This window comes from Nocardia sp. NPDC046473 (assembly GCF_040645995.1).
Taxonomy (GTDB): domain Bacteria; phylum Actinomycetota; class Actinomycetes; order Mycobacteriales; family Mycobacteriaceae; genus Nocardia.
In genome coordinates this window covers 14,250-38,564 of the sequence record NZ_JBEYZJ010000010.1, presented here as the reverse complement: position 1 = coordinate 38,564, position 24,315 = coordinate 14,250, and the positions used below count along the sequence as shown (strand labels likewise).

The window sequence follows — 24,315 nt, the reverse complement described above, 5'->3', positions numbered from 1 at the left end:
GCCGCCGCGTCCACAAGATCTACGCGGAGGTGCGACGCGGCACGCTGCCCTTCTTGATGCACGATGTACACACCTTCATTCGTACGGGCGCACCGTCTTTCACAGTCCGTACCGACTGAATATTCGGATTGAAACGACGATTCGTCCGTCCCTTGACGTAGCGCCGTTGCGCACGGCGGCCGGCCCGCGCCACCTGCTTTCCGAAGCTCGGTTTCTTACCGCAGACGTCACAGTGGGCAGACATCGTCTCTCCTGTTCTCCGACCGCAATCGCCGTCGGCATCGGTGGTCACTCGCATGAATATTGTTGGTGGCAGCCTCGAACCGTACGCCCGCGGCCGAGTCCGGCGGCCAGCGACGAATAGGGCGATGACCAGCAGAAACAGCCATTTCCCGAGCGTCGATGAGCCGAGGATCGATGCGGATCGCATGACATTGCGTGCAGAATGCACTGCGCCTCAGATCCAACCGCGGCCGGCGGCGATCCGTATCGTCTCGATGCGGTTGCGCGCGCCGACCTTGCGATTGATGGCGGCCAGGTTGTTGCGAATCGTGCCCGGCGAAAGGTGCAGTGCCGCAGCGATTTCATCGGGAGTGCGGCCCTGCGCGGCCAACCGGAGCATGTCGATATCGCGGGTGCTGAGCGGATTTCCGGGGCCATGCATGGCCTCGGCAACGGCCTGCGGTTCCAGCACCCGATCGCCGCGCGCGACCCTGCGCACCGTGTCGGTCAACGCGTCGATGGACGCGCCTTTACTCAAGAACCCGTCCACCCGTGCGGCCAGCGCGGATCTGAGCACATCGGGCCGGTTCGGCGCCGTCACGATGATGACGCGGCAGTCCGGCAGAATGGATCGCAACCGTGCCGCGGCCGAGACCCCATCCATCCCAGGAAGATCGGCGTCCAACAGCGCCACGTTCGGCCGGGCACGTTGCGCACTCGACACCACCTCGGTCCCCAGCGAAACCTGCGAAACCACCTGCACGCCAGGGGTGCCCGAAAGAACAGCGGCCAGGGCTTCACGCGGCAGTCGTTGGCCGCCTGCGAGCAGCACTCGAATCATGGATGTATTCCTCTTGCAGAACGCCGAATACAGGCCACGTACGCCAACTACGCACCGGAGTGCGCAAGGCACGAAGCCCAGGTCATCGGAAAAGCCGTCGACGAACTGACCGGAGCGCGCCTGCGCAGCTCACGGGGTCAGTGCCGCAACAACGGCTACTCGTCCTTGGGAATACGTCATCACCTCGAAGTTGGATCGGAGCGAAACGCCAGTACGCGCCCCGTAAACGCCACCACCCTAAGGGCAACAGCAAAGCCGAGCCAACCTATTTTTCGGCCAGGTGCTCGATGATCATGTCGCGGAAATGCTGGGCCGCGTGGGACAGGTAGGCGTCGTCGCGCCAGACGATGCGCAGGGTGCGGTAGCTGTCCGGGCTGCTCAGGCGCGCCCAGCCGACTGCGGGGTAGGCGGCGACTCGGCGCGACATCGCCGGGATCAAACCGATGCCGAGTCCGGCGCCGACCAGATGCTGCACTGCCGCCAGCTCGTCTCCCTCCACCACGACGTTCGGGACCAGTCCGGCCGCGGCGAACAGCCGATCGGTGAGGGCGCGCTGCCAGTAGCCGGGCCTGGTCGTGACGATCGGCTCGCCGGCCAGGGCATCGACCGGGACATCGCTGCGGCCTGCCAGTGCGTGGGCCGCAGGCACGGCAAGCAGGACCGGCTCCCGGAACAGCTCGACGGCGCGCAGTCCGGGCCCGGTAAGCGGCTGGGAGGCCAGGCAGAGGTCGACCTCGCGCGCGGCGAGCTGCTGGGTCATCCGCTCGGCGGTGGACTGGTAGAGCTGGATCTCGACCCCCGGATGCCGGGCGCGAAAGTCGGGCAGGAATTCGGTGAGCGAGAGCAACGTCTCCGACGCGACCGCGACCATGCCGTGCGCCAAACCGGCGGCGTCGGCCAGTTCCCTACGCGCATCGTCGATTTCGGCGAGCGCGTGGGAGATCCGGCGCAGGAAGGTCGCGCCGAATCGGTTCAGCTTGATCTGCCGCCCTTGCCGATCGAACAGCGGTACGCCGAGCTCGGCCTCGAGGCGGGCGATGGTGCGGCTGATCGAAGGCTGGGCGACGCGCAGTTCCGCGGCGGCGCGGCTGATGTGCTCGTGGCGTGCGACCACCTGGAAATAGCGCAGCGACAACAAGTCCATGGTCGCGATCCTCTCATAACCGTGGAGGCATCAATACATGAGGAATTCGGTCTTGGACGTTATTACTCGACCGGCCTTAGCGTTGCTGTGAAGCCGACGCGAAGGCGGGCTTTCTGAGCCGATAGTTGTTCTGCGAGAGGAAATTTCATGATCGAGCAAGATCCCGGCGGGTTCGTGCGGGCGATGATGCGCTGGCATTTCAGCGCGGAGACCGGTTCGCCGTTCTGGCTGGCGCGGGCCCACACACTGGACTTCGATCCCCTGGTCGATATCCACAGCTTCGACGATCTGTCCCTGTTCCCCAACGTTGTGGACGAATTACGCGATACCGCGGTCCGCGACCTGATCCCTCGCGGGTTCGGCGGCGGCCAGGCGGTGCGGGTGTACGAAAGCGGCGGCACCACCGGACAACCGAAGCGAGTGGTATTCACCGCCGACTGGGAACAGCGCGCTGTCGAGTGGCTCGACACGCGATTCGACGCGCTCGATGTTCCCCGAGATGCCGACTGGCTCAGCGCGATTCCGAGCGGACCGCACGGCGTCGGCGCGTCGGTCGCCGGGTTGTGCCATGCCCGCGGCAGCGTGAATTTCACCATCGATCTCGACCCGCGCTGGGTGAAGCGCTTGCTCGCCGACGGGCGCGGCAGCGAGGCCGACGCGTACACCGATCACCTGATCGAGCAGATCGGCTACATCTTGCGCAGTCAGGATATCGGCGTGCTCGTCGCAACCCCACCGCTGCTGGAGCGGCTGGCGCGGCATGCGGACCTGGTAGACCTGATCAATCACAAGGTTCGCGCAATCATATGGGGTGGTGCGCATTTGGATGCCGATACGCGAGATCTACTGCGCACCGAGGTCTTTCCGCAGGCGCGCCTGATCGGCATGTACGGCAGCACCATGATTCTCGGCGCCGCGATGGAACGACCCGACCTGGGTGACGAGGAGCCCTGTGTATTCGATACTTTCAGCCCGTACACCACCTTCCGGATCGTCGACCCGGATACCGGACAGGTCGTTCCCTACGGCGAACGCGGCCAGGTCGTGATGAATCACCTGAGCAAGACCGCGCTGCTGGTCAACAACACCGAACGCGATCACGGCGTGCGGATAGCGCCGCCGGCCGGGGGTTTCGGCGATTCCGTCGCCGATGTCGCGCCCGTCGCCGCGTTCGGCGGTGCGACCGTGATCGAAGGGGTGTACTGATGCTCCAACTCGACGCGCTCGGCCCCACCGGCCCGTACCGGTCCCGAAAGCAGGAAACGATCCACGATCGCACCGGAAACCCGGTCGCGACACTGAGTCTCGTGCCACGGCTCTATGTCAGCCGAACCATGCAGGCCATGCATCGGGCGCCATCTCTCCCGGTCGACGAACGGATAGCGGCCATCGCCCGCGCGGGTCGCGCCTTCGCCACCGAACAGGTCGCCGGACGCACCGCCCACGAATACCAGCACACCGTCAGCGCCGTCGCCGGTATGCCGATCACGGTCGTGCGCCACGCGATCGAGGACATCGCGCGAGCCGCCGCCCAGGCCTACCGCATCGTGCAGCACGCGCGCCCGGTCGGCGCGGTCGGCGACTGGCGCGATCCGTCCACCCGCGCGGGCCAGGCGGTGTGGACCCGTCGCGGCGACGTCTTCGCGGTGCACGCCGCGGGCAATCACCCTGCGGTGCACCAGGGTTGGCTGGAACCGCTCGCGCTCGGATATCGGGTCGCGGTACGCCCCTCCCGCCGGGAGCCGTTCACCCCACATCGGTTGATCAGTGCGCTGCGTGCCGCCGGATTCGGCGAGGACCAGGTCGTGCTGCTGCCCACCGATCACGATGCGGCCGACGAGATCCTGCGGCAGGCCGATCTCGGCATGGTCTACGGAGGTGACGATGTGGTGGCCAAATACGCAGGCAGTCCCGGTGTGCTGCCGCAGGGCCCTGGACGGTCCAAGATCCTGCTCACCGAAGGCAGCGACTGGGCGGCCGCGCTCGACACGATCGTCGAATCCGTCAGCGGCGGTGGAGGTGTCGGTTGTGTCAATGCCACCGCGGTGTTCGTCGACGGCGATCCCACTCCGGTGGCCAGAGCGGTCGCTGACCGACTCGCCGCCCTGCCCAGTCTGCCGTCGCACGACGAACGGGCGATCCTGCCCGTGCACACGGTCGACGCGGCACGCCGGTGGGAGGACCACCTGCTGAAGCGGGCCGGCGGAACCAAGGCATGGCTGGGCGGCAACGGTATCATCGACGAACTCGGTGACGGCAGCGCCGTCCTCCGACCCGCGGTACATCAGGTGGACAGTCCGTTCGCCGAGCAGATCGGCGCGGAACTCGCCTTTCCCTGCGTGTGGATCGCGCCGTGGCGCCGCGCCGACGGCATCGCGCCGCTGCGCAACACCCTGGTCCTCACCGCGCTCACCAATGACCAGCGACTGCTCGACGAGTTGCTGAACGAACCGACCATCAGCAACGTCTACGTCGGCAACCACCCGACGAACTGGCTCGAACCCGGACTGCCGCACGACGGCTATCTCGGCGAATTTCTGATGCGCACCAAGACGGTCCTTCGCTGAAACGTCGACTGGGACTGAACCGATCAGGCGGTGGTGGAGTGCGGCGCGTGGCGGTCGGCGTTGGCGAGAATGGCGTCGTGGATGTATTGGGAGAGGCCGGGTGCCATGTCGTCATAGTTGAGGCCGGAGCGTTGGTTGGTGCGGTAGGCGGCGGCCAGGGTGCGGTGGGTTTCGTGGGGGCAGTCGTGGAACCAGCGGTGGAGGTGTTGGCGGTGTCGTTCGGCCAGGTCCATGACCTCGGGAGATGTCGCAGGGAGGCCGGATTGCATGGCGTCGGCCAGGTGTTGGTGGATGGTGGCTTGTTCGGTGCGCAGGGTCAGCCAGTCTTGTTTGGTGTAGTGCAGAGTGCGGTCGCGGCGCTGGGCGAATTCTTGTGTATTGCCCCATTTTTGGGTGATTTCGTCGGCGCGGTCGATGAGTTTGTCGACGCCGAGAATTAGGAGTCTTTCGGCGGGGGTGAGGGTTATGCCGATACGGCGGGCGGTGAGTTCCTTGTCGATCAGAGCGATCATGGATTGGTAGCGGGTGGTTTTCGCGGTCAGCAGCTCGCGTTGGCGACGGAGGTGGTCCTCGTCGTCGATGGTGGGGTCGGCCAGGACGGTGGCGATGTCGGGCAGGGCGAGGTCCAGTTCGCGGTAGAAGAGGATGCGTTGCAGGCGCTGCAGATCGCTGTCGGAGTAGAGGCGATAGCCAGCTGTGCTGCGGGCGCTCGGTTCGAGTAGGCCGATTTCGTCATAGTGGTGCAGGGTGCGAATCGAGACACCGGTTAGTTCGGCGATTGTGCCGACGGTGTATTCGAGTTGTTCCATGCTTGCCACTGTGCGGCCTCACGTGGCGTGAGCGTCAAGGGCGAAAAGAAATGCCAGGTCACTGGCCGTAAGAGAATCGGAGATCGGCGAACAGTAGTTGATTGAGGCGGCGTCGGAGGTGGCCGGTCTTGCTCTGGTCCGGAGCTTCATCGGGGGTGAGCAACGTGAATTTCAGTAAGGTGTCGCCACCCTTGACTGCCGTCAGCTCGAAGTGCACCTGGTCGTCAGGTCTGCTCGGCCACAGTGACGACCACACAACCGTGTGGGGTTTGTCGGCCTCCAGAATTCTGGGTTCGACTTCGTCGGACAGCAGCTCGAGCCATGCCCGCGCCTGCGGCCGCCGCGGCTCGGTCAGCGATTCCCACACGACGAACGGCGGCGCGGGCAGCCGCCGCGCCCTCGACCCGATCTCGATCACGCAACCAGCGTAAACGTTTCGCCTGATAGAACGAGTTGGAAAACCCGAAGGCAGCAAGGCGGCATTTCAGTGGCACACCATGGCGGCGAACGTCTAGAAGTTCCGCCGTGGTGTGCCACTAAAGGTGGATTCAGGCCCCAGCGGGCTGGGGTGGCCGGTTACTGTTCTGGGCTGAGGATTTCGCCGGTGTCGGCTGATCGGACGAGGATTGCTTCGATGGGGCAGGATTCGGCGGCGTCGATGAGGAGGTCGTCCGGGGGGACGACTTCGGCTATCGGGCTGGAGCGGCCGTCGACGAGGGTGAAGTGTTCGGGGGCGAGGCCGGTGCACATGCCTGAGCCGAGGCAGGTGCTCCGGTCGACCTCGATCCGCCACTGTTGCTGTGCCATACCAGTTTCCCCTTACCAGCTCACTGGAAGCGCTTTCGGCCCGCGTACCAGCAAGCCGGTCTTCCACGGTACTTCCTCGAACGGTACCGCGAGGTGCAGCGTCGGGAAGCGTTGCAGCAGTGAGCCTAACGCGACCTGCAGCTCCAGTCTGGCGAGTTGGGCACCCAGGCAGTGGTGCACGCCGTGGCCGAACGCCATGTGCGGGTTGTTGTTTCGGGTGAGGTCCAGCTCGTCAGAGTTCTCGAATACGCTCTCGTCGCGGTTGGCGGCCTGGGTGTTGACGATGACCGACTCCCCGGCCCGCACGGTGACACCGCTGAGCACGACGTCCTCGGTGGCCACGCGGGCGAACGAACCGCCGGAGCCCAGTTGGACGAAACGCAGCAGTTCCTCGATCGCACCGGGCACCAAATCCGGCCTGCCGCACAGCAATTCCCAGTGCTGCGGCTCGCTGAGCAGGACATAGGTGAAGTTGGCGATCTGGTTGGCGGTGGTTTCGTGGCCCGCGATCAGCAGGCCGATCCCCAGATTGACCAGTTCGTCTTCGCTGAGCCGGTCGTCGTTGTCGCGGGCGGCGACCAGCGCGCCGAGCAAGTCGTCGCTCGGCTGCTCCCGGCGCTGCGCCACGACCTCGGCGAGGTAGGCCTCGAGGGCGGCGCGCGCGTCGTCGATTTGCTCGGTGGTGTGTGCGGTGGTGGACAGCACGGTGTCGGAGAAGTCGCGGAACCGGTGCTGGTCGTGGGTGGGCACGCCGAGCATCTCGCAGATCACGGTGACCGGCAGCGGCAGCGCCAGGCTCTGCACCAAATCGGCCACCGGCCCGGCGGATTCGATCTCGTTCAGCCGCTCGTTCACGATTTCCTGCGCGCGCGGGCGGAGTTGTTCGACGCGGCGGCTGGTGAACGCCTTGGCGACCAGCTTGCGCAGCCTGCTGTGCTCGGGTGCGTCCATGCTGAGCAGCGAGTTCTGCCGCGACGGGTTGGGCGTGGTGCGCGGGATGTCTTCGCGGTCCACCGTCACGGCGCGACTGAATCGCGGGTCGGCGAGCACCAGTTTGGCGTCCGCATACCGGGTGACCAGCCAGCCCTCGTCGCCGTAGGGCAACTGGACACGGGAGACCGGTTCTTCGCGGCGCAGCTTGGCGAAGAGCGGGTCCATGTCTAGGCGGATGGGTTCACCGAAAGGGTATTGGCGCACCTCAGTTTTCACGGTCATGCGGGTCTCCCTTGGCCGACGCCGACTGGCGCGGTAGCGATGTAAGCAATTGCTTACACAACCTCATGTTAGGGAGGTCACATTGCTCCGTCAACGGTCGGATTCCGTTACAACGGCGGGAAATTCACGTCCGTGCGGGCCAAAAGCACTTGCGCGGCGCGCAGCACATGACCGGCAACTGCCGCCGGGTCCGCGCTGGCCAGCGGCTCTCTGCGGTGCACGGAGCGCAGCAGGCCGATGCCCAACAACCAGGCGAGCAGCAGGTCGGCACACAGCTCGCTATCGGGGCCGTCGCCGAGCGAGGACATCGCGCGCACATACTCGTCGCCCAGCTCGCGGCGAATCGCCGACGTCCCCTCGTCGTGTCCGGGCGAGCGCAGCGCGGCCTGCAGCCAATACTCCTGCGCCGCCGGGCCGGTCGGCTCGAGCATCACCGCGAGCAGCCTGCTCAGCAGACCCTCGACCGGTCCGTCCGCGAGCCTGCGGCGCCCCTGATCCGCGATCGCCGCCCGGAACAGCTCGTCCTTGTTGCCGAAATACCGGAACAGCAACGCCTGATTCACCCCGGCGCGCGCCGCGATGTCGCGCACCGTGGCGCGCTCATATCCCCGCTCGGCGAACAGTTCCTGCGCCGCCGCCAGGATCGCGGCGCTGGTGGCGGCCGAATCCTTTTTCCGGCTGACCGGCTCGTTCTCGCTGGACATGCATCCTCCGGTTGCCAAATCTGCGGAAGAGCAGCGTAAAGCAGGCAACCGATCCTTCGCTGACACCAGCCGTGGCACCGGCCGAACGGTCCACAACTGCCGTTAAGGATTGTCTACTTCGACCAATTTCGCGAGGATCACCGAGGCGTCACGCACCGAGCGCCCCGGCCAGGTGCGGCCAGGAGTCGTGCAGGTCGGTTTCGAACTGTCCCCAGGTGTGCGCGCCCTCGGGCCGGTTGACGTGCACCGCAGGCAGTCCGAGCTGATCGAGCCTGCCCGCGAAGGCCGCCGTGCAGGCGCTCGCAATGGCCTCGATCGGCGGGAACGGCAGTCCCCCTTCATCGATCGCGCCAGGGGTGCCGGTGGCGGCGGACAGGTAGATCGTCTTCCCGGCCAGCACAGCGGCATTCGCGAACGCGTCGTGCGCCCGCCAGATCGCATCGCCCGGCGCGCCCCACATGTTCGCCGCATTGCCACCACCGCGCAGCACCTGGGCGCTGACCATCGCCACCCCGAGAGCATCGGCGGCCCAAGGACATCCGCTGTACGCGGCCACCGCGCTGTACACCTCGGGCGCCTGGATCGCGAGGTCGACCGCGGACCCCGCACTCATCGACACCCCCGCGATCGCGTTCCGTCCGGTGCTGCCGAGCCGTGCGTCGAGGACTCCTGGGAGTTCCCGGGTGAGGTAGGTCGTCCACCGGTTGCGCCCGACCGCCGGGTCGTCGGCGAGCCAATCGGTGTACAGGCTGTACGCGCCGCCGACGGGCATCACCACATTGACGTGCTTGTCGGCGAAGAAGTCCCGGACATCGGTGTCGTCCCACCACGAGATGCCGTCCTGTCCACCACCGATCCCGGTGAGCAGATACAGCGTGGGCGCGGGCCCGCCGGCGGCACGAATCACCCGGTTGGTCACCACCCGATCCATCGAGGGCGAGTAGACATCCATCCGCGAGACGGAGCCGCCCAGCGACTCCTCGCCCGCCAACCGCGCCCCGGTCGGGGCCGCCGCAGCCGGTCCGACCGAGCAGACCGAAACCATCAACACACCGACAAGCGAAACCAAAAACTTTGAAGCCGCCACTATTCCGTTATACCGCCGGAGGACCCCGCTAAAACCCGAAGCAGCAGACCAAGATTCGGGTCTTGACAGTGCGGCCGACCTGTCGTTTCATCTGCTCGTCAGCGCAGAGACCAGCCACGATGACCCGGATCGCGAACTGGGACAAGCACTGTCGCGGTAGGCAGCACGACGGGTCGAAAACGGCCGCACGACTTGCTGATTCGGCGACTTCAGGCGCTCCGGCGAATCCCCAGCGTGCACCAAGAGCGCCGACCGACAACGCGATCTCCGGTCGGTGCCGCGACGATGCCCGAAGCACCCGCCGCGGAGTCCGATCACAACAAATTCATTCCCGACCGATTTCTGCCAGTAATCCACACAAGGTGGACACCCAGGTGCGCAGGGCGTATAAGCCGTTCGGTTCCCACGAACGAACCTGTATCGGACGCCAATTCTCATACCACGAAATTTTGCTCGCGCCCGCCACCACCTTCGACGCACAACCCGCACCGAACTAAACCCCGATGTCGGTGAACAAATCACACACAATCCCCGCGGATTTCGTGTCGAAATGCACAAGCCGACCGGGCCGACGCCGCGGACCCGCCGCACAACCGCCCCGATCAGCGGCAACGCCACCGCGGCGCGCCGAAGGCCGCACATGGGATGTCCGTCGAGCCGCCTAGGCGGCGCCACCCACAATCGGCGGGAAAAAGGTAGGCTGACGCGGCGCTAGCGCTGTCGGCTCTCGGCCGGCAGAGCAGTGAGCGGAGAATGCTTTTGCACACATTCCGCTCGCCCGCGTTAACCATGCGGCCAGCGCGCATGGAATGCTGTCCACTGAGTCCGTAATTTTGCACCATTTCTGTGGACTGAAACATCACTGAGTACAAGGAGAAAATATGACACAGGGCGTCGTCAAGTGGTTCAACGCGGAGAAGGGGTTCGGCTTCATCGCGCAGGACGGCGGCGGTCCCGACGTCTTCGTCCACTACTCGGCTCTCGGCGGGTCCGGGTTCAAGTCCCTCGATGAGGGACAGCGTGTGGAGTTCGAGGTCGGCCAGGGCCAGAAGGGTCCGCAGGCCACGGACGTCCGCGCCATCTGATCAGGCCGGATTGACGCTCCTCCCACTTTTCGGGTGGGAGGGGCACACCTGTCGGCACGCACCATTCTTCAGACATCGCGAGCTTCAGATGCCGCGACCGATCATGTCCAGCATCCGCTGGCCCATAGCGTCGAGCTGATCGTCCGGCAAGGTCCGCAGCGGGCCGTCGATGGCCAGAAACGCCATCCCGTGCACCGCCGACCACACCAAATACTCCGCGCCCGGCCTACGTTCCGGCGGCAGGTTTCCCGCAGCGACCATCTCGTCGAGCGCGTCTGCGAGCAGTTCGATGCCGGATCGACCGGTGGGGCCCGCGGCGTCCGGCGAGCCCGTCGCGGTGGTATCCCGGCCGATCGTGAACGCCGTGCGAAACAGCCCGGGTTCGGTCCGCGCGAAGCGTAAATAGCCGATGCCGACACCGCGGAAACGCTGCACCGCGGCTACCGCCGGATCCGCATCGAGCGTGAGAGCCGCCTGCTCCGCGGCCATCATGGTCGCCATTTGCGCCAGCGCCGCGTTCGCCACCGCCGTGACCAGCGCAGTGCGGTCCGCGAAATAGGTGTAGGCCGCGTTCGGCGCGACACCGGCTTGCCGAGCCGCCTCGCGAAGCACGATCGCATCCGGCCCACCGCCCGCTCGGGCCAAGCGCAGCCCGGCCTCGATCAGCGCCGGTTTGAGCGCACCATGCCGGTAGGTGGCGCGGCGCGCGGCCTGCGGATTGTGCTCAGTCATGAAACCTCGCCATGTGATTCGCCTCACATTATCTGTACGGCATCCAGATACGGACTTATGTTCTGTACGCCGTTCAGATTAGTGGAACGGACACATCGACTGAGGAACCACCTATGGACCCGATCAAGCTGTTCACCGCCATCGCGCTGATCTCCCTGCCCACCGTGATGTTCGGCGGTGTCATGGCCCTGCGCCTGCTCGCCGCCGAGAAGCTCACCGAGTACCAGCGCACCTATTTCCGGGCCGGGCACGCGCACGCGGGCGTGCTGCTGGTGATGACACTGGCGACGCTCGCGATCCTGGCGAACACCGGATTCGGCGACGGCGTGCGTTGGGTCGTGTGCACGCTGCTCGCGCTCGGCGTGATCGCCCAATCCGGTGGCATGTTCCTCAATCTCGCGATCGGCAAGCCGGGCAAGTGGTCGGCCGCCAACACACTGACCGCCTTCGGTGGTCTGCTACTCGCTATCGCGATGCTCACCACCGCGTACGGAGTGATCGTCAAATAGCCAGGGGCAGTACGAGATCGGCGGACTCCAGGTCCAGCAACGAACGTTTGGCCGGAAGTCCGCCCGCGTAGCCGGTGAGAGTGCCGTCCGCGCCGAGAACACGATGGCACGGGATCAGGATCAGCAGTGGGTTGCGCGACAGTGCGCCGCCGATCTTGCGGGCGTCCTCGGGGCCACGGCCGAGTGCGCGGGTGAGCGCACCGTAGGTTGTCGTGTCGCCGTAACCCGTTGTGGCTTCGAGAGTTTCCAGGACCTGACGGTCGAACGTGCTGATCGAGGACCGGTCCATAGGCACCGTGAACTCCTGACGGGTGCCCGCCAGATACCCGTCGATCTCGGCGATCGCGGTGACGAGATGATCGAGCGCACAAGAATTTTCGGCCGTCGCCGTGGTGTATGCGTCGTCGGTGAAGACGACGCGGGTGATGCCCCTCGCGCTTGCTTCGATCCGGAGGTTGCCGAAGGTCGAGGCGTGAATCGTGCGGGCTGTCGAGTTGTGCATGATGTGCTCCTGTTCGGCGTTCTTGTCAGCTGGTAGACGCCGGCCTAGTCGCAAACGTGAGATCACGGAGAATTGGTGTGCCGGACGGCTTTCCAAGCGGCGTACTGCGCCGGTAGACAGACCGCGCACGGCCGGTAACCCGCGCTGATCGCGGTGGCCTCGTCGGCGAAGAACACCCGGTGAGCGCGGTAGGCGCCGCGAGACAGAGCACGCAAGGCGGACGGGCAGTCCAGGCGACCGTAGATTCTGCCGCGCCGATGGCCGCCGAACCTTCCCGGAATCAGGCTGAGGTACGGGCGGCCGTCGGCGTCGAGCAGGGTGAAGGTGTTATTGGGCGTCATGCAGCACGAGGCCGAGGGTGTGGCGGATACCGCCGCGAATTCGGCTGACACCGTGCCGAACCGGAGCACGCGACCAGCCGCGGCTCGACGGGGTCGGCCGGTCGCGAGTGGTGAAGATCAGGCCGTGCCCCTGCTCCAGCACGGTGACCGTGGCTTTCGACTGTGCGCGCGGGCGTTGCTCGACGAGCAGGAACTCACCACCCGTGTGGTCGACACCCGCACGGTCCAGTCCGATCACCACCTGCAGTGGGAACACCAAGTCGCCGTAGAGATCGCGATGCAGGGCGTTCCAGTCACCTTCGGTGTAGCGCAACAGGATCGGTGTCGGCTTGGACTGTCCGGCGGCGTGGCAGGCCGCGAGCCAATCCCCGAAGTCGTCGGGCCACGGTGCCGGATCACCGAGCCGATCGGCCCAGGAACGGGCGACGGGCAACAGCTTTCGGTAGAACGCTGCCCGCATGGCCATGATCGGCTCGGGCACCGGATCGGCGAAGTATCGGTAGCTGCCCTGCCCGAATCGATAGCGCGCCATGTCGATGGTGGAGCGGAATCTCGCCAGGTCATCCCACATTTCGGCGAACTCGGCGCATTCATCGGGCGTCAGGAGCGGGCCGGTCTGGGCGCATCCGTAGGCGTCGATCTCGTCGATGAGCTCGGGCCAGGACTGTGCGGCCACTCGATCGGCCAGCGGGACAAGGGTTTCGGTGTTTCGCATTCCGCCTCCAAGTTCAGCGGGTTGTCCGGTGCTTACGCGGCTTCCAGCGTCAGCAGTGTGGTTTTGGCCTCGATGCCGCCGACGTACTGGCCGATCGATCCGTCGCTGCGCACCACCCGATGGCACGGAATCACCACGGGCAGCGGGTTGTGCGCGCAAGCCGAACCGACGGCGCGGACCGCCTTGGGATTACCGACGGCAGCGGCGACCACGGCATAGCTCTCGCGCTGCCCGTAGCCGATGTCGATCAGATGCTCGATCACCTGGCGGCGGAACCCGCCGGTCAGTTGCAGATCGAGAGGCAGGTCGAAATGCGTTCGGGCACCGGCGAAGTACTCGTCGATCTCGCGGGCTGCGGCATCCAGGCGCGCGGGTGCGGCGAGCACGCGCGGGCTGACCCGCTCGGACAGTGTGGTCAGGACGGTGTCATGGTCCTCGTTCGGATAGGCGACGCGCACCAACCCGGCCGGGGTGGCCGCGAGCAACAGCGTGCCGACCGGGGTGTCGATGGTGCGGTAGGCGACGTCGAGCAGGCCCGCGGACTGTGCGTCCGCGGCCAACCGGCGGTGCAGCTGGGCCAGCAGGTCACGGTCGGGGGTCAGGCCGTCGAACAGGCCGTTCGGGTCGCCACGGTCGATGGTGGCCATCATGTTTCATCCTTCGGATAGAGCTTGCGCAGAGTTTTGAGGCCGTCGGCGGCGGCGCGGCGGGCGGCATCGGTGGAATTGCCGAGCAGTTCGGCGATTTCGGCGTGTGGCAGGCCTGCCAGATAGTGGTAGGCGACCGCCTGACGTTGCTTGGGCGGCAACGCTTTCAAGGCGGCCCAGAGGTCCGGGTCGTAGTCGGCCGGGTCGGGGGCCGCGGACGGGCGCTCGGGCAGTGTCTCGGCCGGGACGGGCGCGCGGGTGAGCGCGCGGCCGACGTCGATCGCGCGACGGTGCGCGATGGTGACCAACCAGGCCTCGATGTTCGCGTCGGTGTCGAGGTCCGGATAGGCGCGCAGGGCGGACAGGAACGTCTCCGACCACGCGTCGGCCGCATCGGTCGGACCGAGCACCGCCCGGCAGACGCGCAGCACCATCGGGCCGTATTCGGCCACCACTTCCTCGAACGGAGGCAATCTCACACTGGGTAGACGTTGGGGACGTCGGAAACGTGAGATCCGCTGGTCATCGCGTGTCGTCCGCCCGGCGGGACAGCCCGCTGGCGCGCAGCACGCGGCGGGCGATACCGGCCCTGATGGATTCGTCGGTGCCGATGACGCGGACGTGGCGGCGCGCGCGGGTGATCGCCGTGTAGAGCAGTTCCCGGGTCAGCAGGGTCGACTCCGGTTCGGGCAGGACCACCGAGACGGTGTCGTACTGACTGCCCTGGCTGCGGTGGATGGTCATGGCGAACACCGTGACCACGGCCGGGAACTGGGTCGGGTGCACCAGGTACGGCTCGCTGCCGCGTTGCAGCGCGGCGCGTAGTGAACCATCGGGCATGCGCACCACGACGCCGGTGTCGCCGTTGTAGATGCGGGCCTCGTGGTCGTTGGCGGTGACCAGCAGCGGCTGGCCGGGATACCAAGGAGCCGAATAGGATTCGGGACCTGCTCCGCCGGCGGCGGCCCACTCGGCGGCCATCCGGTCCCAGCGCTCGACACCGAACGGGCCCTGGCGGTGCGCGCACAGCAGGCGGTGCGATTCGAGGGCGGTGAGCGCGCCTGCCGCGTCACCGTCGAGGGCGGCGGTGGTCACCTCGCGCGCGGCACGCACGACATCGGCACGGACACCGGCCATCTCGTCGGGAGCGCTCAGGGACAGTTCGTCACCGCCCGCGCGGAGCAGGTCGAGCGCGGTGTCGGCGTCGCCGGCGCGGACCGCGACGGCGAGGTCGGCGATCCGGCCGCCGAAACGACGGCCGCGAGTCAATCGAACGATGCCGCCGCGCAGGCGAGTTCGCTCCAGCGTGGTGAGGGCGGCCGGGTTCTGTTCCGGCGCGGCCGATTCCGGCGAATCCGCGCCGAGGATCTCGTCGAGCATCGGATTCGGCGTGCCCGCAACGGGTCCCGCGACGAGGTCGGCGAGCACCGCGCCCGCGTCGACCGAGGCGAGCTGGTCCGGGTCGCCGACGAGGACCAGCCGAGTGTCGGGGCGCAGGGCGGCGAACAGCCTGCTCATCATGGTCAGCGACACCATGGAGGTCTCGTCGACGACGATCACGTCGTAAGGGAGCCGATTGAATTCGTGGTACTTGAACCGGGTGGTGCGGCCACGCTGCCAGCCGAGCAGGCGATGCAGGGTGGCGGCGGTGAGGTCGGGCAGGCCCAGCTCTTCGGCCTGCTCGCGCACGGCCTCCTGGAGTCGCGCGGCGGCCTTGCCGGTCGGCGCGGCCAGTGCGATACGCAGCGCGGGCAGTTTGGGATTCGCCTTACGGTGCGCGTCGAGCAGGCCGATGATGCGCGCGATGGTGTGCGTCTTGCCGGTGCCGGGGCCGCCCGCGACCACCGTGGTCCAGTGGGTCGCGGCGAGCGCGGCCGCGAGCCGCTGACGGTCGGGAACGCCGCCCACGGGTGCGTCGAACAAGCGATCCAGTTCGCGGCGAATGATATTCGGGTCGACCACGGGGTGGTGTCCGGACCGCTCGGTGAGGACGCGGCGGACCGTCTGCTCCTGCTGGTAGTACCGATCGAGATAGAGCAATGGGCCGGTGTCGTCGCGGCTGCGCGATTCCACGAGCCGCAACGGCTGCAGCGGACCCGCAGGCCCACCGGTCACCAGCGGACTGACGCGCAGCGCGCCCACCACCGCCTCGATGTCAGGCCACGGCAGGGTCGCCGGATCGATGCGCTCACCCGTGTCCCAGGTCTCATCCGCATCGATGCCGATCTCTCGCATCCGATGCAGCTCCAAGCACACCGAACCGGAGCGCACCGCCCGCACCGCGAGCGCCGCCGCGAACAACACTTCCTCGGTGTCCTCGCGTCCCAAGCGCCCCAACCGAACCGCGACATGCACGTCCGCCGCGGACAGCACCCCCGCCTCGTTGAACGTCCGCAACAGCCCGGTCCCCCGCTGCGCCAACTGAATCGAGGTCATCGGGTGGACTCCCCGGCCAGGAGTTGAGACAGGGCGATGATCAGGGGCGCGGGTGGGTTCCAGTCGAAGACGCCGTGGCCGGTGGGGGTTTCGGGGCCGATCATGCCGCGGACGAAGAGGTAGCGGGCGCCGCCGAGGTGGCGGCCGGGGTCGTAGTCGGGCAGGCGCCAGCGCAGGTAGCGGTGCAGGGCGACCGCGTAGAGGAGGGCCTGGAGTGGGTAGTGCGAGCGCAGCATCTCGGCGGCCATGCGGTCGCGGGTGTAATGGTCGACGGTGAGTTCGCCGGTGCCGAGGCGGTTGGTTTTGTAGTCGACGATCACGAATCTGGTGTCCGCGCCGTCGGTTACGCGCAGGACGGCGTCGATGCTGCCGGTCAAGTATCCGCGCAGCGGGATGTCGTCGAGGGTCGCCAGGTGGTCGGCGTAGCCGAAAAGGTCGTCGTCGGACGGTAAGTGGGTGCGCAGCAGGTCCGCTATCTGCCGTAGCGTCGCGGATTCGGCGCTCGGCGAATCACCGCCGGCCAGCGGGAGCTCGAATTCCAACTCGTTCAAGCGGTCTCGGCTGGAGATGTCGGCGAGCGAGCCGAGGCCGAGCGGGGTGCGCAGCGCGGCGAGTACGGCGGTGCTGAGCACGGCGGGGTCGGCCTCGGCCATGAGTTCGCCGATGAGCGCGCGGCAGCGGGTGTCCACCTCGGCGGCCAGATCCGGTGCGTCCGTGTCGATCAGCTCGAAGACGCCGTGCACGAGGGTGCCGAACTCCGCGCCGTAGGGCAGCGAGTTCATCAACGATGCCGGGCCCGCGAACGCCTCCTCGACCTCGGCGACCACCGGGGTGCTCGGCTCGTCGGCGGGACCGGGGTTGTCCTCGGCTTCGATCTCCAGCTCGGGTGTGACCGGTCCGTGCGCCGAGGCGGTCAGCGCGGAGTACGAGGTGCGCCGCCACTGCTGGTCCAGCTTGCGGTCGAAGTGCGCGGCCGCGAGCTCGCCGGTGACGGGTTCGGTGCGCACCCGCTGGATCGCGACGTCGTCGGCTCCGGCGACGGCGGTCAGCGAGATGGCTTGCGCCGCTCCCCCGGCCCAGGCCGAAAGCAGTCCCGGCGCAACGGCATCCGCGGGCACCGAGGCGCGCGGCGGGACGGTGTCGCCGCCGTCCGGGCGGCCGAGGATCATCCGGTGCAGTGGCGAGGCCGCGGTCGTGATCGCGGGCGCCCACCACGCGACGACCTGACACATGGCGCGGGTCAGCGCGACGTAGAGCAGGCGCAGTTCCTCACCGGCCTCCTCGGATTCGCTGCGCAGCTTGCGTTCCGCGTAGCCGGACGCGTCCGGGCCGCCGACGTCGAGCACGCGCATGTCGTTGTCGTCGTGGAACAGCAGCGTCGCCGGGTACGGGTTCTTCGCGTTGTCCCACGCGAAAGGCAAGTAGACGATGGGGAATTCGAGGCCCTTGCTGGCGTGCACGGTGGCGATCTGCACGGCGGCGGCGTCACGGTCGAGCCTGCGGCTGCGGTCGGCGACGGTGCCCGACGCGGGATCGCGCACCCGGTCGCCCAGCCAGCGGGTGAGCGCGGTCAGCCCGAGCGATTCGGTGAGCGACACCTGATCGAGCAGCTGCGCGACGTGCCGCAGATCGGTGAGCTGCCGCTCGCCGTTCTCGACGGCGAGCAGCCGGTGCGCCAAATCCGCTTCGGCGGAGATCTTTTCGAAGACCGCGGCGAATCCGGCCCGCGCGAACAGCCGGGCGGCATCGCGGAGTTGCGCGCTGACGCGGCCGACCAGATCAGCACCGCCGCTATCGATCTCGGCGGCGGTGACGCCGATCAGCGGTGTGCACGCCGCCAACCGAACCCGATCGCCACGATGCGGCTGTTCCAGCGCTCGCAGCAGCCACAGCCATTCGGTGGCGCTGCTGGTCGCGAACACACTGGTGCCGCCCGCCAGCACAGACGCGACGCCGACGCGATCCAAAGCGGCTCGCACTACATCGATTTGGGACCTTGTGCGGACCAAGACAGCGATGTCACCAGGGCTGATCGGCCGGTGCCTGACATCGACCAACGACTCGCCATCGCGCTGTCGTCCAGCATCGCCTGACGAACTAGTTCCGCCGCCCGGTCGACTGCTGCCGCCATTCGAGTCCCCCGCTCCGCCCAGCCGTGGTGCCGGATCGACGATCGACTCGCCGAATACGGCGGCCGCTCCGGCATCCGGCATGGCACCCGCGACGCCTCGACCCGAGTCGGCGGTCGGATCAGCGGACGCCGCTCGGGCGTTCCGCATGGCCACAGTCGAATCCGGGCCGGCGTGGCTCGGCCGCGCGGTAGTGGCCACCGCGACCCCGGACTCGAGCAGCCGGACAATATCGGCGGCAAGGTCGTCGGCCACCTTCGCGCGCATACGACCGACCGCTGGGAATCCGGATTTGTTCAACGGCCCCGCGCCGGTACGCGGCAGACACCGCATCCGCATCGGCGTCACGAGCTCATCCGGCCCGGACAGCCGTGACCACGGCCGGGTGGCGGCCACCGGATAGACGGTGATCTCCTTGTGCCCCAAGGCCGCTCCACCCTGCAGGTGGTCCAGCGCGGCGAGCAGACCGGCGTCGCTGCGCCAGTTGGTGGTGAGTTCCTTGCGGGTGTCGGCGTGTGCGACGGCGTCCAGGTAGCTGAGCACCTCGGCCCCGCGGAAGGCGTAGATGGCCTGCTTCGGGTCGCCGACGAGCACCAGGGTGGTGTGGCCGTGGAAGGAGCGGCGCAGGATGTCCCACTGCAGCGGGTCGGTGTCCTGGAACTCGTCGACCAGCGCGACCCGGTAGCGCTCGCGGATGCGGCGGCAGGCGCGGGGGCCGTGCTCGGTGTCGGCCAGCACGTCGTGCAGCAGCACCAGCAGGTCGTCGAAGTCGCGCAGGCCGGCCAGCCGCTTCCTGCGCTCGGTCTCGGCGCGGACCGCGGTCGCGAAGGCCACCCGTTCCCCGGCGGCGGAATCGCCCTTCGGCATCAGCACCGCGTGCCGGTCGCGCACGGCGGCCAGCGCCAGCGTGTGCGCCTCCTTCACCGAGAACGGCGGTTCCTTGCGGGCGTACCGGTTCAGGTAGAGGTCGTCGGCGACCGTGCCGATCAACTCGTCGACGTTCTCGACCAGTCGCGAGCCGGGATCGTGCTCGCCTGCCAAGCCGAGTTCGTCCAGCATCCGCTGGCAGAAGCTGTGGGTGGTCGCGATGGTGCCCGCGTCGAAATCCGAAAGGGCCGTGAGCAATCGGGCCCGTCGACGGCGCACCTCGTCCGAATCCGCCTGGGCCAGATAGCGAATCAGGTCGTCGGTGTCGGCCCGGGCGAGCGCTGGATCCGCGAGCCCGGCGGCGACAATCACGAACCGATCTCGCGTGCGCTCTCGCAACTCCTGCGTAGCCGCTCGGCTGAACGTCACCAACAGCAACTCGGAGACATCGATCCCGGCTTCGGCGACATACCGCACCGCCAATCCGACGATCGCGTGCGTCTTGCCGGTTCCGGCGCTCGCCTCCAGCACGGTTGTCCCGGTGGGCAGTGGACCGTACGGCTCGAAGCTGTCGGGTGCGTCGAACTCGGGCACCACGAACGAGGTGTCTTGCACGGTCACGCGAACACCCGCCTTTCGACCCGCCGAAACAGCCATTCTGCCGGTCCGACGCACGCGGCCGTGCCACCGACACGCGTGACGGTGGCCGCAGTCACCGCCGAACGACCCCGGACCACCCCATATTCGCCAGCCCGAACCACGTCCGAACAAGTCCACACCGCGGTCGCCGAAACTCGGGACGCCACGCTAGTGCAATCGCCAACGCTCACTGTTGCCGCTGACTTTCCGCACGCACCAATCGCGTCGGCCGACGGTCCGAGCAGCAGGTCATGGCGGCGCACCGAACTCCGTGCACGCCGAGCAGCCACCGAAATCCGCGACGCCTGGTTGGTGCCATCGCCAGGATTCACGGTTGGCCCTGACTCTCTGCGCTGAGCAACGGCACCCACATGCGTCGAGCCAGTGCGCCGAAGCGGGTGGTCTCTCCGGGTTCGCCAGGCGGTGCCGGAATCTCCATGAGGTTTTCGAGGCGGGGTGCCGGGCCCCAGACGTAACGCAGGTGCCGGTCAGTGTGGTCGCCGAAGGCACCGGGTCCGTTCGGGCCGCCGTTGAATTCGCGTTCGGCGGCGACGATCGCCTCGTCGACATTGGCGCCACGGAAGCGACGTTCGGCGTAGGCAGCTGTCGCGCCCGGGGTGATCGGAAGTGGCTCGGTCAGACCCGCATCACGCAGGGCGACGAGCTCGCGCAGGATCGTCCGCGCCGCAGGCATATCGGGCGCGGTGATCTCGGAACGCCAGGCGGGACGGCCGAATTGGCCGCGACCGGTGGTGACCGCGCGCCAGGAGCGATCTTCGGTCACTGCGAGGGCCAGCAGCGAGACCCACGCGGCGATCCGGTGTTTCGGGGCGAGCCGGGAGAACGTGGTCCGGACCAGCGTCTCGCCGCGCACTTCGGGCACGGTCCCGGTAAGCCTGCGGCCGTTGCCGAGATCTACGGCAACGTCGACCGCGCGCGGAGCACCTTCGTAGTCCCCTTGCGACGCCCGAACCAGCTTGTCCACCGTGTGCTCGACCTCGTCGAGCACCGCGGCGCCGAAACCGAAGGGCGGCAACGTGCCACGCCGCCACTCGGCGGCACGAAGCCCGGCCGGGTCGGCGCCGGTCAGGCGAGCGGCCAGCAAACGTTCGCCCAGTTCCCATTTCGCCAGGCCGTCGAGTTCGATGGGCAGCCGATCGGCGATGTCCTCTTCGTGTTCGGGAACGCGCAGTCCGAGCCGCTGCCACAGGAAGGCGCGGATCGGGTGCTCGACGAACGAAATCAGGTCGGCCAGCGCCACATCCGCGAGTTCCGGCGTCGGCAATGGCTCCGGCAGGAACGCAGGTCGCGGCACGGCGGGCTGCCCGGCGGATACGGCACCCGCGAGCGCGACCGTGTCGAAGCTGAACGGCCGCTCGGCCCGGAAATTGCGACGGTCGAAGGCTTGCAACGGATGTCGGGTCACCACCGCGTCCATCCCCGCCGCACCGACATGGGCCCGCAGCGCGTCGAGTAGCTCGGCGACGGGAATGGCGGGCGGGCGGTGCGCACCCGTGACCGGGTCGGCACCGGTATGGAACACCAGCAGCTTCTCCTCGGCCGCAAGGATCGCGTCGAGCAGCAACTGCCGGTCCTCGCTGCGCGGATCTCGTTCGCCGAGTAGCGGATTGCGGGCGAGCACGTCGTCGCCGTCCACGCCGCTGGTGCGCGGGAACACGTCGTCGTCGAGGCCGAGCAGCACCACCACCCGATGCGGCACCGACCGCATCGGCACCATGGTGCACACGGTCAGCTCGCCGGTGCGGAAGTTGGCGCGGGTCGGCGCGGCCGCGAGCCGAGAGTGCAGCAGCACCCCGACGTCGGCGAGCCGCAGCGGCACATCGCCCGCATGCTCGGTGGCGGCGGCCAGTTCTTGCCGGGCCTCGGTGCGCACCCACGCCTGCGAATCCGGCACGTCCGTCAGCAGATCCAGCGCACGGCCGAGTACTGTCGCCCATTCGTGCGCGGGACGCGGCCCGCGCAGATCACGGAGGCAGACGGCGAGCCGGTCGATGAATTCGGCGAACCGGCCGGCCAGATCGACGTCGTTGCTGTCCACGTCATCGAGGGGCAGCGCGAGATCCAGCCAGTCGTCGGAGGTTTCGCCCGCGGTGACGCCGAGCAGGATCCGATCCACCGCGGCGTTGAGTGTGTTCTGCGCGAAGTCGGCCAGCCCGAACGCCTGTCGCTGACGCTGCCCGATCCCCCACCGCGCGCCGGCCTCGGCGGCCCACTCGCGCAGCCGCTCGATATCGTCGTCGTCGAATCCGCAACGCCGCCGGACCGTTTCGGCCGCCGCCAGATCGAGCACCTGCGTCACGGTGACCCGGCCGTCGGCCAGCTCGAGCAGCACCCCGATCACCGCGAGCAGCGGATTGGTGACCGCACGGCCCCGGTCGGCCAGCCGCACCCGCAGGCGATGAGCCGGGTGGCCCGAATCCGGTGCCGGCTCAACCGCTCCCGGTACCCGCTGCCCGAATGCCGCACGCACCAGCGGCGCGTACGCCTCCACCTCGGGACACATGACCAGCACGTCCCTCGGTTCCAGCGTGTCATCCGCGGCGAACAACCCGAGCAGGCATTCGCGCAGCACCTCGACCTGTCGCGCGGGTCCATGACAGGCGTGCACCTGCACGGTGCCGTCGCCGGCCCGCACCGCGACCGGCGGCCACCGATCGTCGCGGATACCCGCCTGCAACGCGCCGAGCAGCGTCGTATCACCGTCCGGCACAAGATCATCCGAAGCCGGATAGTAGGTATCGGCGGCCGCACCCAACCGCTGCTGCAGTTCCCGGACATCACGCGCGAGACCGGCCAGCAGCGGGTGACTCACGACACTCCCACTGAGATCCGCGGCACGCGAGCCGGCCGCCGGACTCCCGGCCAGCTCGGTCCACATCACCGGACTCGGATGCGGCAGCCAGAGATGGATCTCGCGTGTCTGCGCCAACGCCGACAGCACGGCGAGCTGATCGGTGGGCATCCTGGTCGCACCGAACAACGAAAACCGCGCCGGAAATGGAACAAGTTCAGCGTCGGCCCGCAGCCGCGCGCACGCACCCTCGAGCCGCTCCGCCGGACTCGGCGCACCCACCTCGGCCCGCAGCCGCCGCCACAGTTCCGGCTGCCACAGCAGATCGTCGGGCATCGGATTTCCCGCGCCGTCGGTGTCCGAACCCGCCGCCCATTCGAGGATCACCCCGGGCCGCTGCGCCGCGTAACTGTCGAACAACGAGGCCAGATGCGCGGCCGTGGCGTAGCGCCGACCGATCCGATGGTCGGGTCGGGACGGGTCCTGCACGCCGAGATGCCTGGTGAGCACCGCACACCACGGCTCACCGAGTGCGGCGTCGATCACCCGCAGCAGCGTCCACACGACACGCTCGACAGCCCATGGATCATCCTCGGGCCGAACCCCACTCGCCGCCGCCAATGCCGTCGCGACCAGCGCGGACGGCGACGGGAACTGGATATTCGCCGCGACACCGTCGGTCGAGGCAGCATCGAACGACGCGGAAAACGCCACGGCCCCCGACACTCCGAGCACCGACGACAACCGCTGCGTCAACCACCGCTCCACCCCCTTCGCCGGCACCGCGACCACCTCCGCCGCGAACGGGTCCGGCAGCGGCGTGCGCAACAGACCGGCCAGTCCGTCCGCCAGGACATCGGCGCGTTCGGCACGGTGAATGTGCAGCGGCATCTGCGCCTCTCGGTCGGTGGAGTAATCGGACGGCGCTGGGGTTCGCGGCTCCCTGATCGCTCGGGCGCGCCTCGGCCTTCGTGCACGTTTATACGCGCAGCGACTCCCGAGCGACTTCGCCACCCCGAAGCAGGTCCGAACGGACTTCATAGTGTTACCTGTGTGACTGGAGTGAAATGAGCCACACAAGAACACATTCCTACGCCGTGTCCGCTCGGATCCGAGCGCCCGATGTGCAACAGTGCTGAACCGGGGAGGACGAGAGAGCTGCACCGAAAGGCTGGTTCGCGTTCATGATTGCGATGGTGATTCCCCTGGTTCCACGAGGCGGGTTCACAGTCCGCCGCGTAGGAGATCGTTGGGAGCTCGTCAACTCGCGAGGCTACGGCCGTACCGTCGTCCTACATTCTTGGCCGCGTGATCAGCACACCGAGGCGTTCGAGCACTGCTATCGCCTCAATGGGCGCACGGTAGAGGAATTACAGGCCGCGTTCCGCTGAATGGGGCGGTGGTGGCCGAAACCCGCTGGGACGCAAGCGCGCAACATCGTCTAGCACACGCCGGTCCTGAGCTCAAGACGTGCGTCCAGCTCGCCGATGTGCGATCGTGTTGCC

Annotated in this window: 22 protein-coding genes; 4 read left to right on the top strand and 18 right to left on the bottom strand. The window is 67.7% G+C overall.

From position 1 onward, the window contains the following. Positions 1-19: 19 nt before the first annotated feature. The 3 genes from rpmB to ABZ942_RS33325 all read right to left on the bottom strand — a co-directional run bounded on the left by rpmB (position 20) and on the right by ABZ942_RS33325 (position 2,207). Positions 20-244 (bottom strand): 50S ribosomal protein L28, encoded by a 225-nt coding sequence (gene rpmB / locus ABZ942_RS33335; protein WP_357389856.1) that lies wholly within the window; start codon positions 242-244, stop codon positions 20-22. A gap of 213 nt (positions 245-457) precedes the next feature. Next, entirely contained in the window at positions 458-1,063 is a 606-nt protein-coding gene (locus tag ABZ942_RS33330) for a response regulator transcription factor (protein ID WP_357389105.1), read from the bottom strand. Between the two features lie 265 nt (positions 1,064-1,328). Further along, the gene (locus ABZ942_RS33325; protein WP_357389103.1) at positions 1,329-2,207 is read right to left on the bottom strand and encodes a LysR family transcriptional regulator; all 879 of its coding nucleotides are present in this window, start codon (positions 2,205-2,207) and stop codon (positions 1,329-1,331) included. A 147-nt stretch (positions 2,208-2,354) separates the two neighbouring features. Between ABZ942_RS33325 and ABZ942_RS33320 the strand changes: the two genes are divergently transcribed. Beyond that, positions 2,355-3,413, top strand: coding sequence for an AMP-binding protein (locus ABZ942_RS33320; RefSeq protein ID WP_357389101.1), 1,059 nt, complete (start codon positions 2,355-2,357; stop codon positions 3,411-3,413). Further along, positions 3,413-4,774: an aldehyde dehydrogenase family protein gene (locus ABZ942_RS33315; protein ID WP_357389099.1), complete on the top strand. Its 1,362-nt coding sequence runs from the start codon at positions 3,413-3,415 to the stop codon at positions 4,772-4,774. Before ABZ942_RS33320 ends, ABZ942_RS33315 begins: the two co-directional genes overlap by 1 nt. A 23-nt stretch (positions 4,775-4,797) precedes the next feature. Here ABZ942_RS33315 and ABZ942_RS33310 read toward each other — a convergent pair whose 3' ends face one another. The 6 genes from ABZ942_RS33310 to ABZ942_RS33285 all read right to left on the bottom strand — a co-directional run bounded on the left by ABZ942_RS33310 (position 4,798) and on the right by ABZ942_RS33285 (position 9,354). Beyond that, positions 4,798-5,583 carry a MerR family transcriptional regulator gene (locus ABZ942_RS33310; RefSeq protein WP_357389097.1) on the bottom strand — a complete coding sequence of 262 codons (786 nt, stop codon included), beginning with the start codon at positions 5,581-5,583 and terminating at the stop codon, positions 4,798-4,800. 58 nt (positions 5,584-5,641) lie between these two features. Continuing rightward, positions 5,642-6,001 (bottom strand): hypothetical protein, encoded by a 360-nt coding sequence (locus ABZ942_RS33305; protein WP_357389095.1) that lies wholly within the window; start codon positions 5,999-6,001, stop codon positions 5,642-5,644. Positions 6,002-6,159: 158 nt separating this feature from the next. Then, positions 6,160-6,390: a ferredoxin gene (locus ABZ942_RS33300; RefSeq protein WP_357389093.1), complete on the bottom strand. Its 231-nt coding sequence runs from the start codon at positions 6,388-6,390 to the stop codon at positions 6,160-6,162. A gap of 12 nt (positions 6,391-6,402) precedes the next feature. Continuing rightward, positions 6,403-7,605, bottom strand: a complete 1,203-nt coding sequence (locus ABZ942_RS33295) for a cytochrome P450 (RefSeq protein WP_357389091.1) — start codon at positions 7,603-7,605, stop codon at positions 6,403-6,405. Positions 7,606-7,712: 107 nt separating this feature from the next. Continuing rightward, on the bottom strand, positions 7,713-8,309 hold the full coding sequence (locus tag ABZ942_RS33290) for a TetR family transcriptional regulator (RefSeq protein WP_357389089.1): 597 nt from the start codon (positions 8,307-8,309) through the stop codon (positions 7,713-7,715). Positions 8,310-8,457: 148 nt separating this feature from the next. Continuing rightward, the gene (locus tag ABZ942_RS33285; RefSeq protein WP_357389854.1) at positions 8,458-9,354 is read right to left on the bottom strand and encodes an alpha/beta hydrolase family protein; all 897 of its coding nucleotides are present in this window, start codon (positions 9,352-9,354) and stop codon (positions 8,458-8,460) included. Between the two features lie 923 nt (positions 9,355-10,277). Here ABZ942_RS33285 and ABZ942_RS33280 point away from each other — a divergent pair. Further along, positions 10,278-10,481, top strand: a complete 204-nt coding sequence (locus tag ABZ942_RS33280; protein WP_069166293.1) for a cold-shock protein — start codon at positions 10,278-10,280, stop codon at positions 10,479-10,481. A gap of 84 nt (positions 10,482-10,565) precedes the next feature. Here ABZ942_RS33280 and ABZ942_RS33275 read toward each other — a convergent pair whose 3' ends face one another. Continuing rightward, positions 10,566-11,213, bottom strand: a complete 648-nt coding sequence (locus ABZ942_RS33275) for a TetR-like C-terminal domain-containing protein (RefSeq protein WP_357389087.1) — start codon at positions 11,211-11,213, stop codon at positions 10,566-10,568. 113 nt (positions 11,214-11,326) lie between these two features. Between ABZ942_RS33275 and ABZ942_RS33270 the strand changes: the two genes are divergently transcribed. Further along, positions 11,327-11,722: a hypothetical protein gene (locus tag ABZ942_RS33270; protein WP_357389085.1), complete on the top strand. Its 396-nt coding sequence runs from the start codon at positions 11,327-11,329 to the stop codon at positions 11,720-11,722. Here ABZ942_RS33270 and ABZ942_RS33265 read toward each other — a convergent pair. From ABZ942_RS33265 to recC, 8 genes are all read right to left on the bottom strand, one after another. Continuing rightward, positions 11,715-12,224: a methylated-DNA--[protein]-cysteine S-methyltransferase gene (locus ABZ942_RS33265; protein ID WP_357389083.1), complete on the bottom strand. Its 510-nt coding sequence runs from the start codon at positions 12,222-12,224 to the stop codon at positions 11,715-11,717. The genes ABZ942_RS33270 and ABZ942_RS33265 overlap by 8 nt on opposite strands. A gap of 62 nt (positions 12,225-12,286) precedes the next feature. Further along, positions 12,287-12,565, bottom strand: coding sequence for an Ada metal-binding domain-containing protein (locus tag ABZ942_RS33260; protein ID WP_357389081.1), 279 nt, complete (start codon positions 12,563-12,565; stop codon positions 12,287-12,289). Continuing rightward, complete coding sequence (locus ABZ942_RS33255) at positions 12,552-13,280, bottom strand: 2OG-Fe(II) oxygenase (RefSeq protein WP_357389079.1); 729 nt, start codon at positions 13,278-13,280, stop codon at positions 12,552-12,554. Before ABZ942_RS33255 ends, ABZ942_RS33260 begins: the two co-directional genes overlap by 14 nt. A 32-nt stretch (positions 13,281-13,312) precedes the next feature. Next, positions 13,313-13,927: a methylated-DNA--[protein]-cysteine S-methyltransferase gene (locus ABZ942_RS33250; RefSeq protein ID WP_357389852.1), complete on the bottom strand. Its 615-nt coding sequence runs from the start codon at positions 13,925-13,927 to the stop codon at positions 13,313-13,315. Beyond that, positions 13,927-14,406 carry a sigma-70 family RNA polymerase sigma factor gene (locus ABZ942_RS33245; RefSeq protein WP_357389077.1) on the bottom strand — a complete coding sequence of 160 codons (480 nt, stop codon included), beginning with the start codon at positions 14,404-14,406 and terminating at the stop codon, positions 13,927-13,929. The genes ABZ942_RS33250 and ABZ942_RS33245 overlap by 1 nt, the downstream gene beginning before the upstream one ends. A gap of 43 nt (positions 14,407-14,449) precedes the next feature. Next, a complete protein-coding gene (gene recD / locus ABZ942_RS33240; protein ID WP_357389076.1) occupies positions 14,450-16,363 on the bottom strand; it encodes an exodeoxyribonuclease V subunit alpha in 1,914 nt (637 codons plus the stop codon). Further along, the gene (locus ABZ942_RS33235; protein ID WP_357389074.1) at positions 16,360-19,980 is read right to left on the bottom strand and encodes a UvrD-helicase domain-containing protein; all 3,621 of its coding nucleotides are present in this window, start codon (positions 19,978-19,980) and stop codon (positions 16,360-16,362) included. The genes recD and ABZ942_RS33235 overlap by 4 nt, the downstream gene beginning before the upstream one ends. Before the next feature lie 346 nt (positions 19,981-20,326). Further along, the gene (gene recC / locus ABZ942_RS33230) at positions 20,327-23,701 is read right to left on the bottom strand and encodes an exodeoxyribonuclease V subunit gamma (RefSeq protein ID WP_357389072.1); all 3,375 of its coding nucleotides are present in this window, start codon (positions 23,699-23,701) and stop codon (positions 20,327-20,329) included. Between the last annotated feature and the right edge of the window lie 614 nt (positions 23,702-24,315).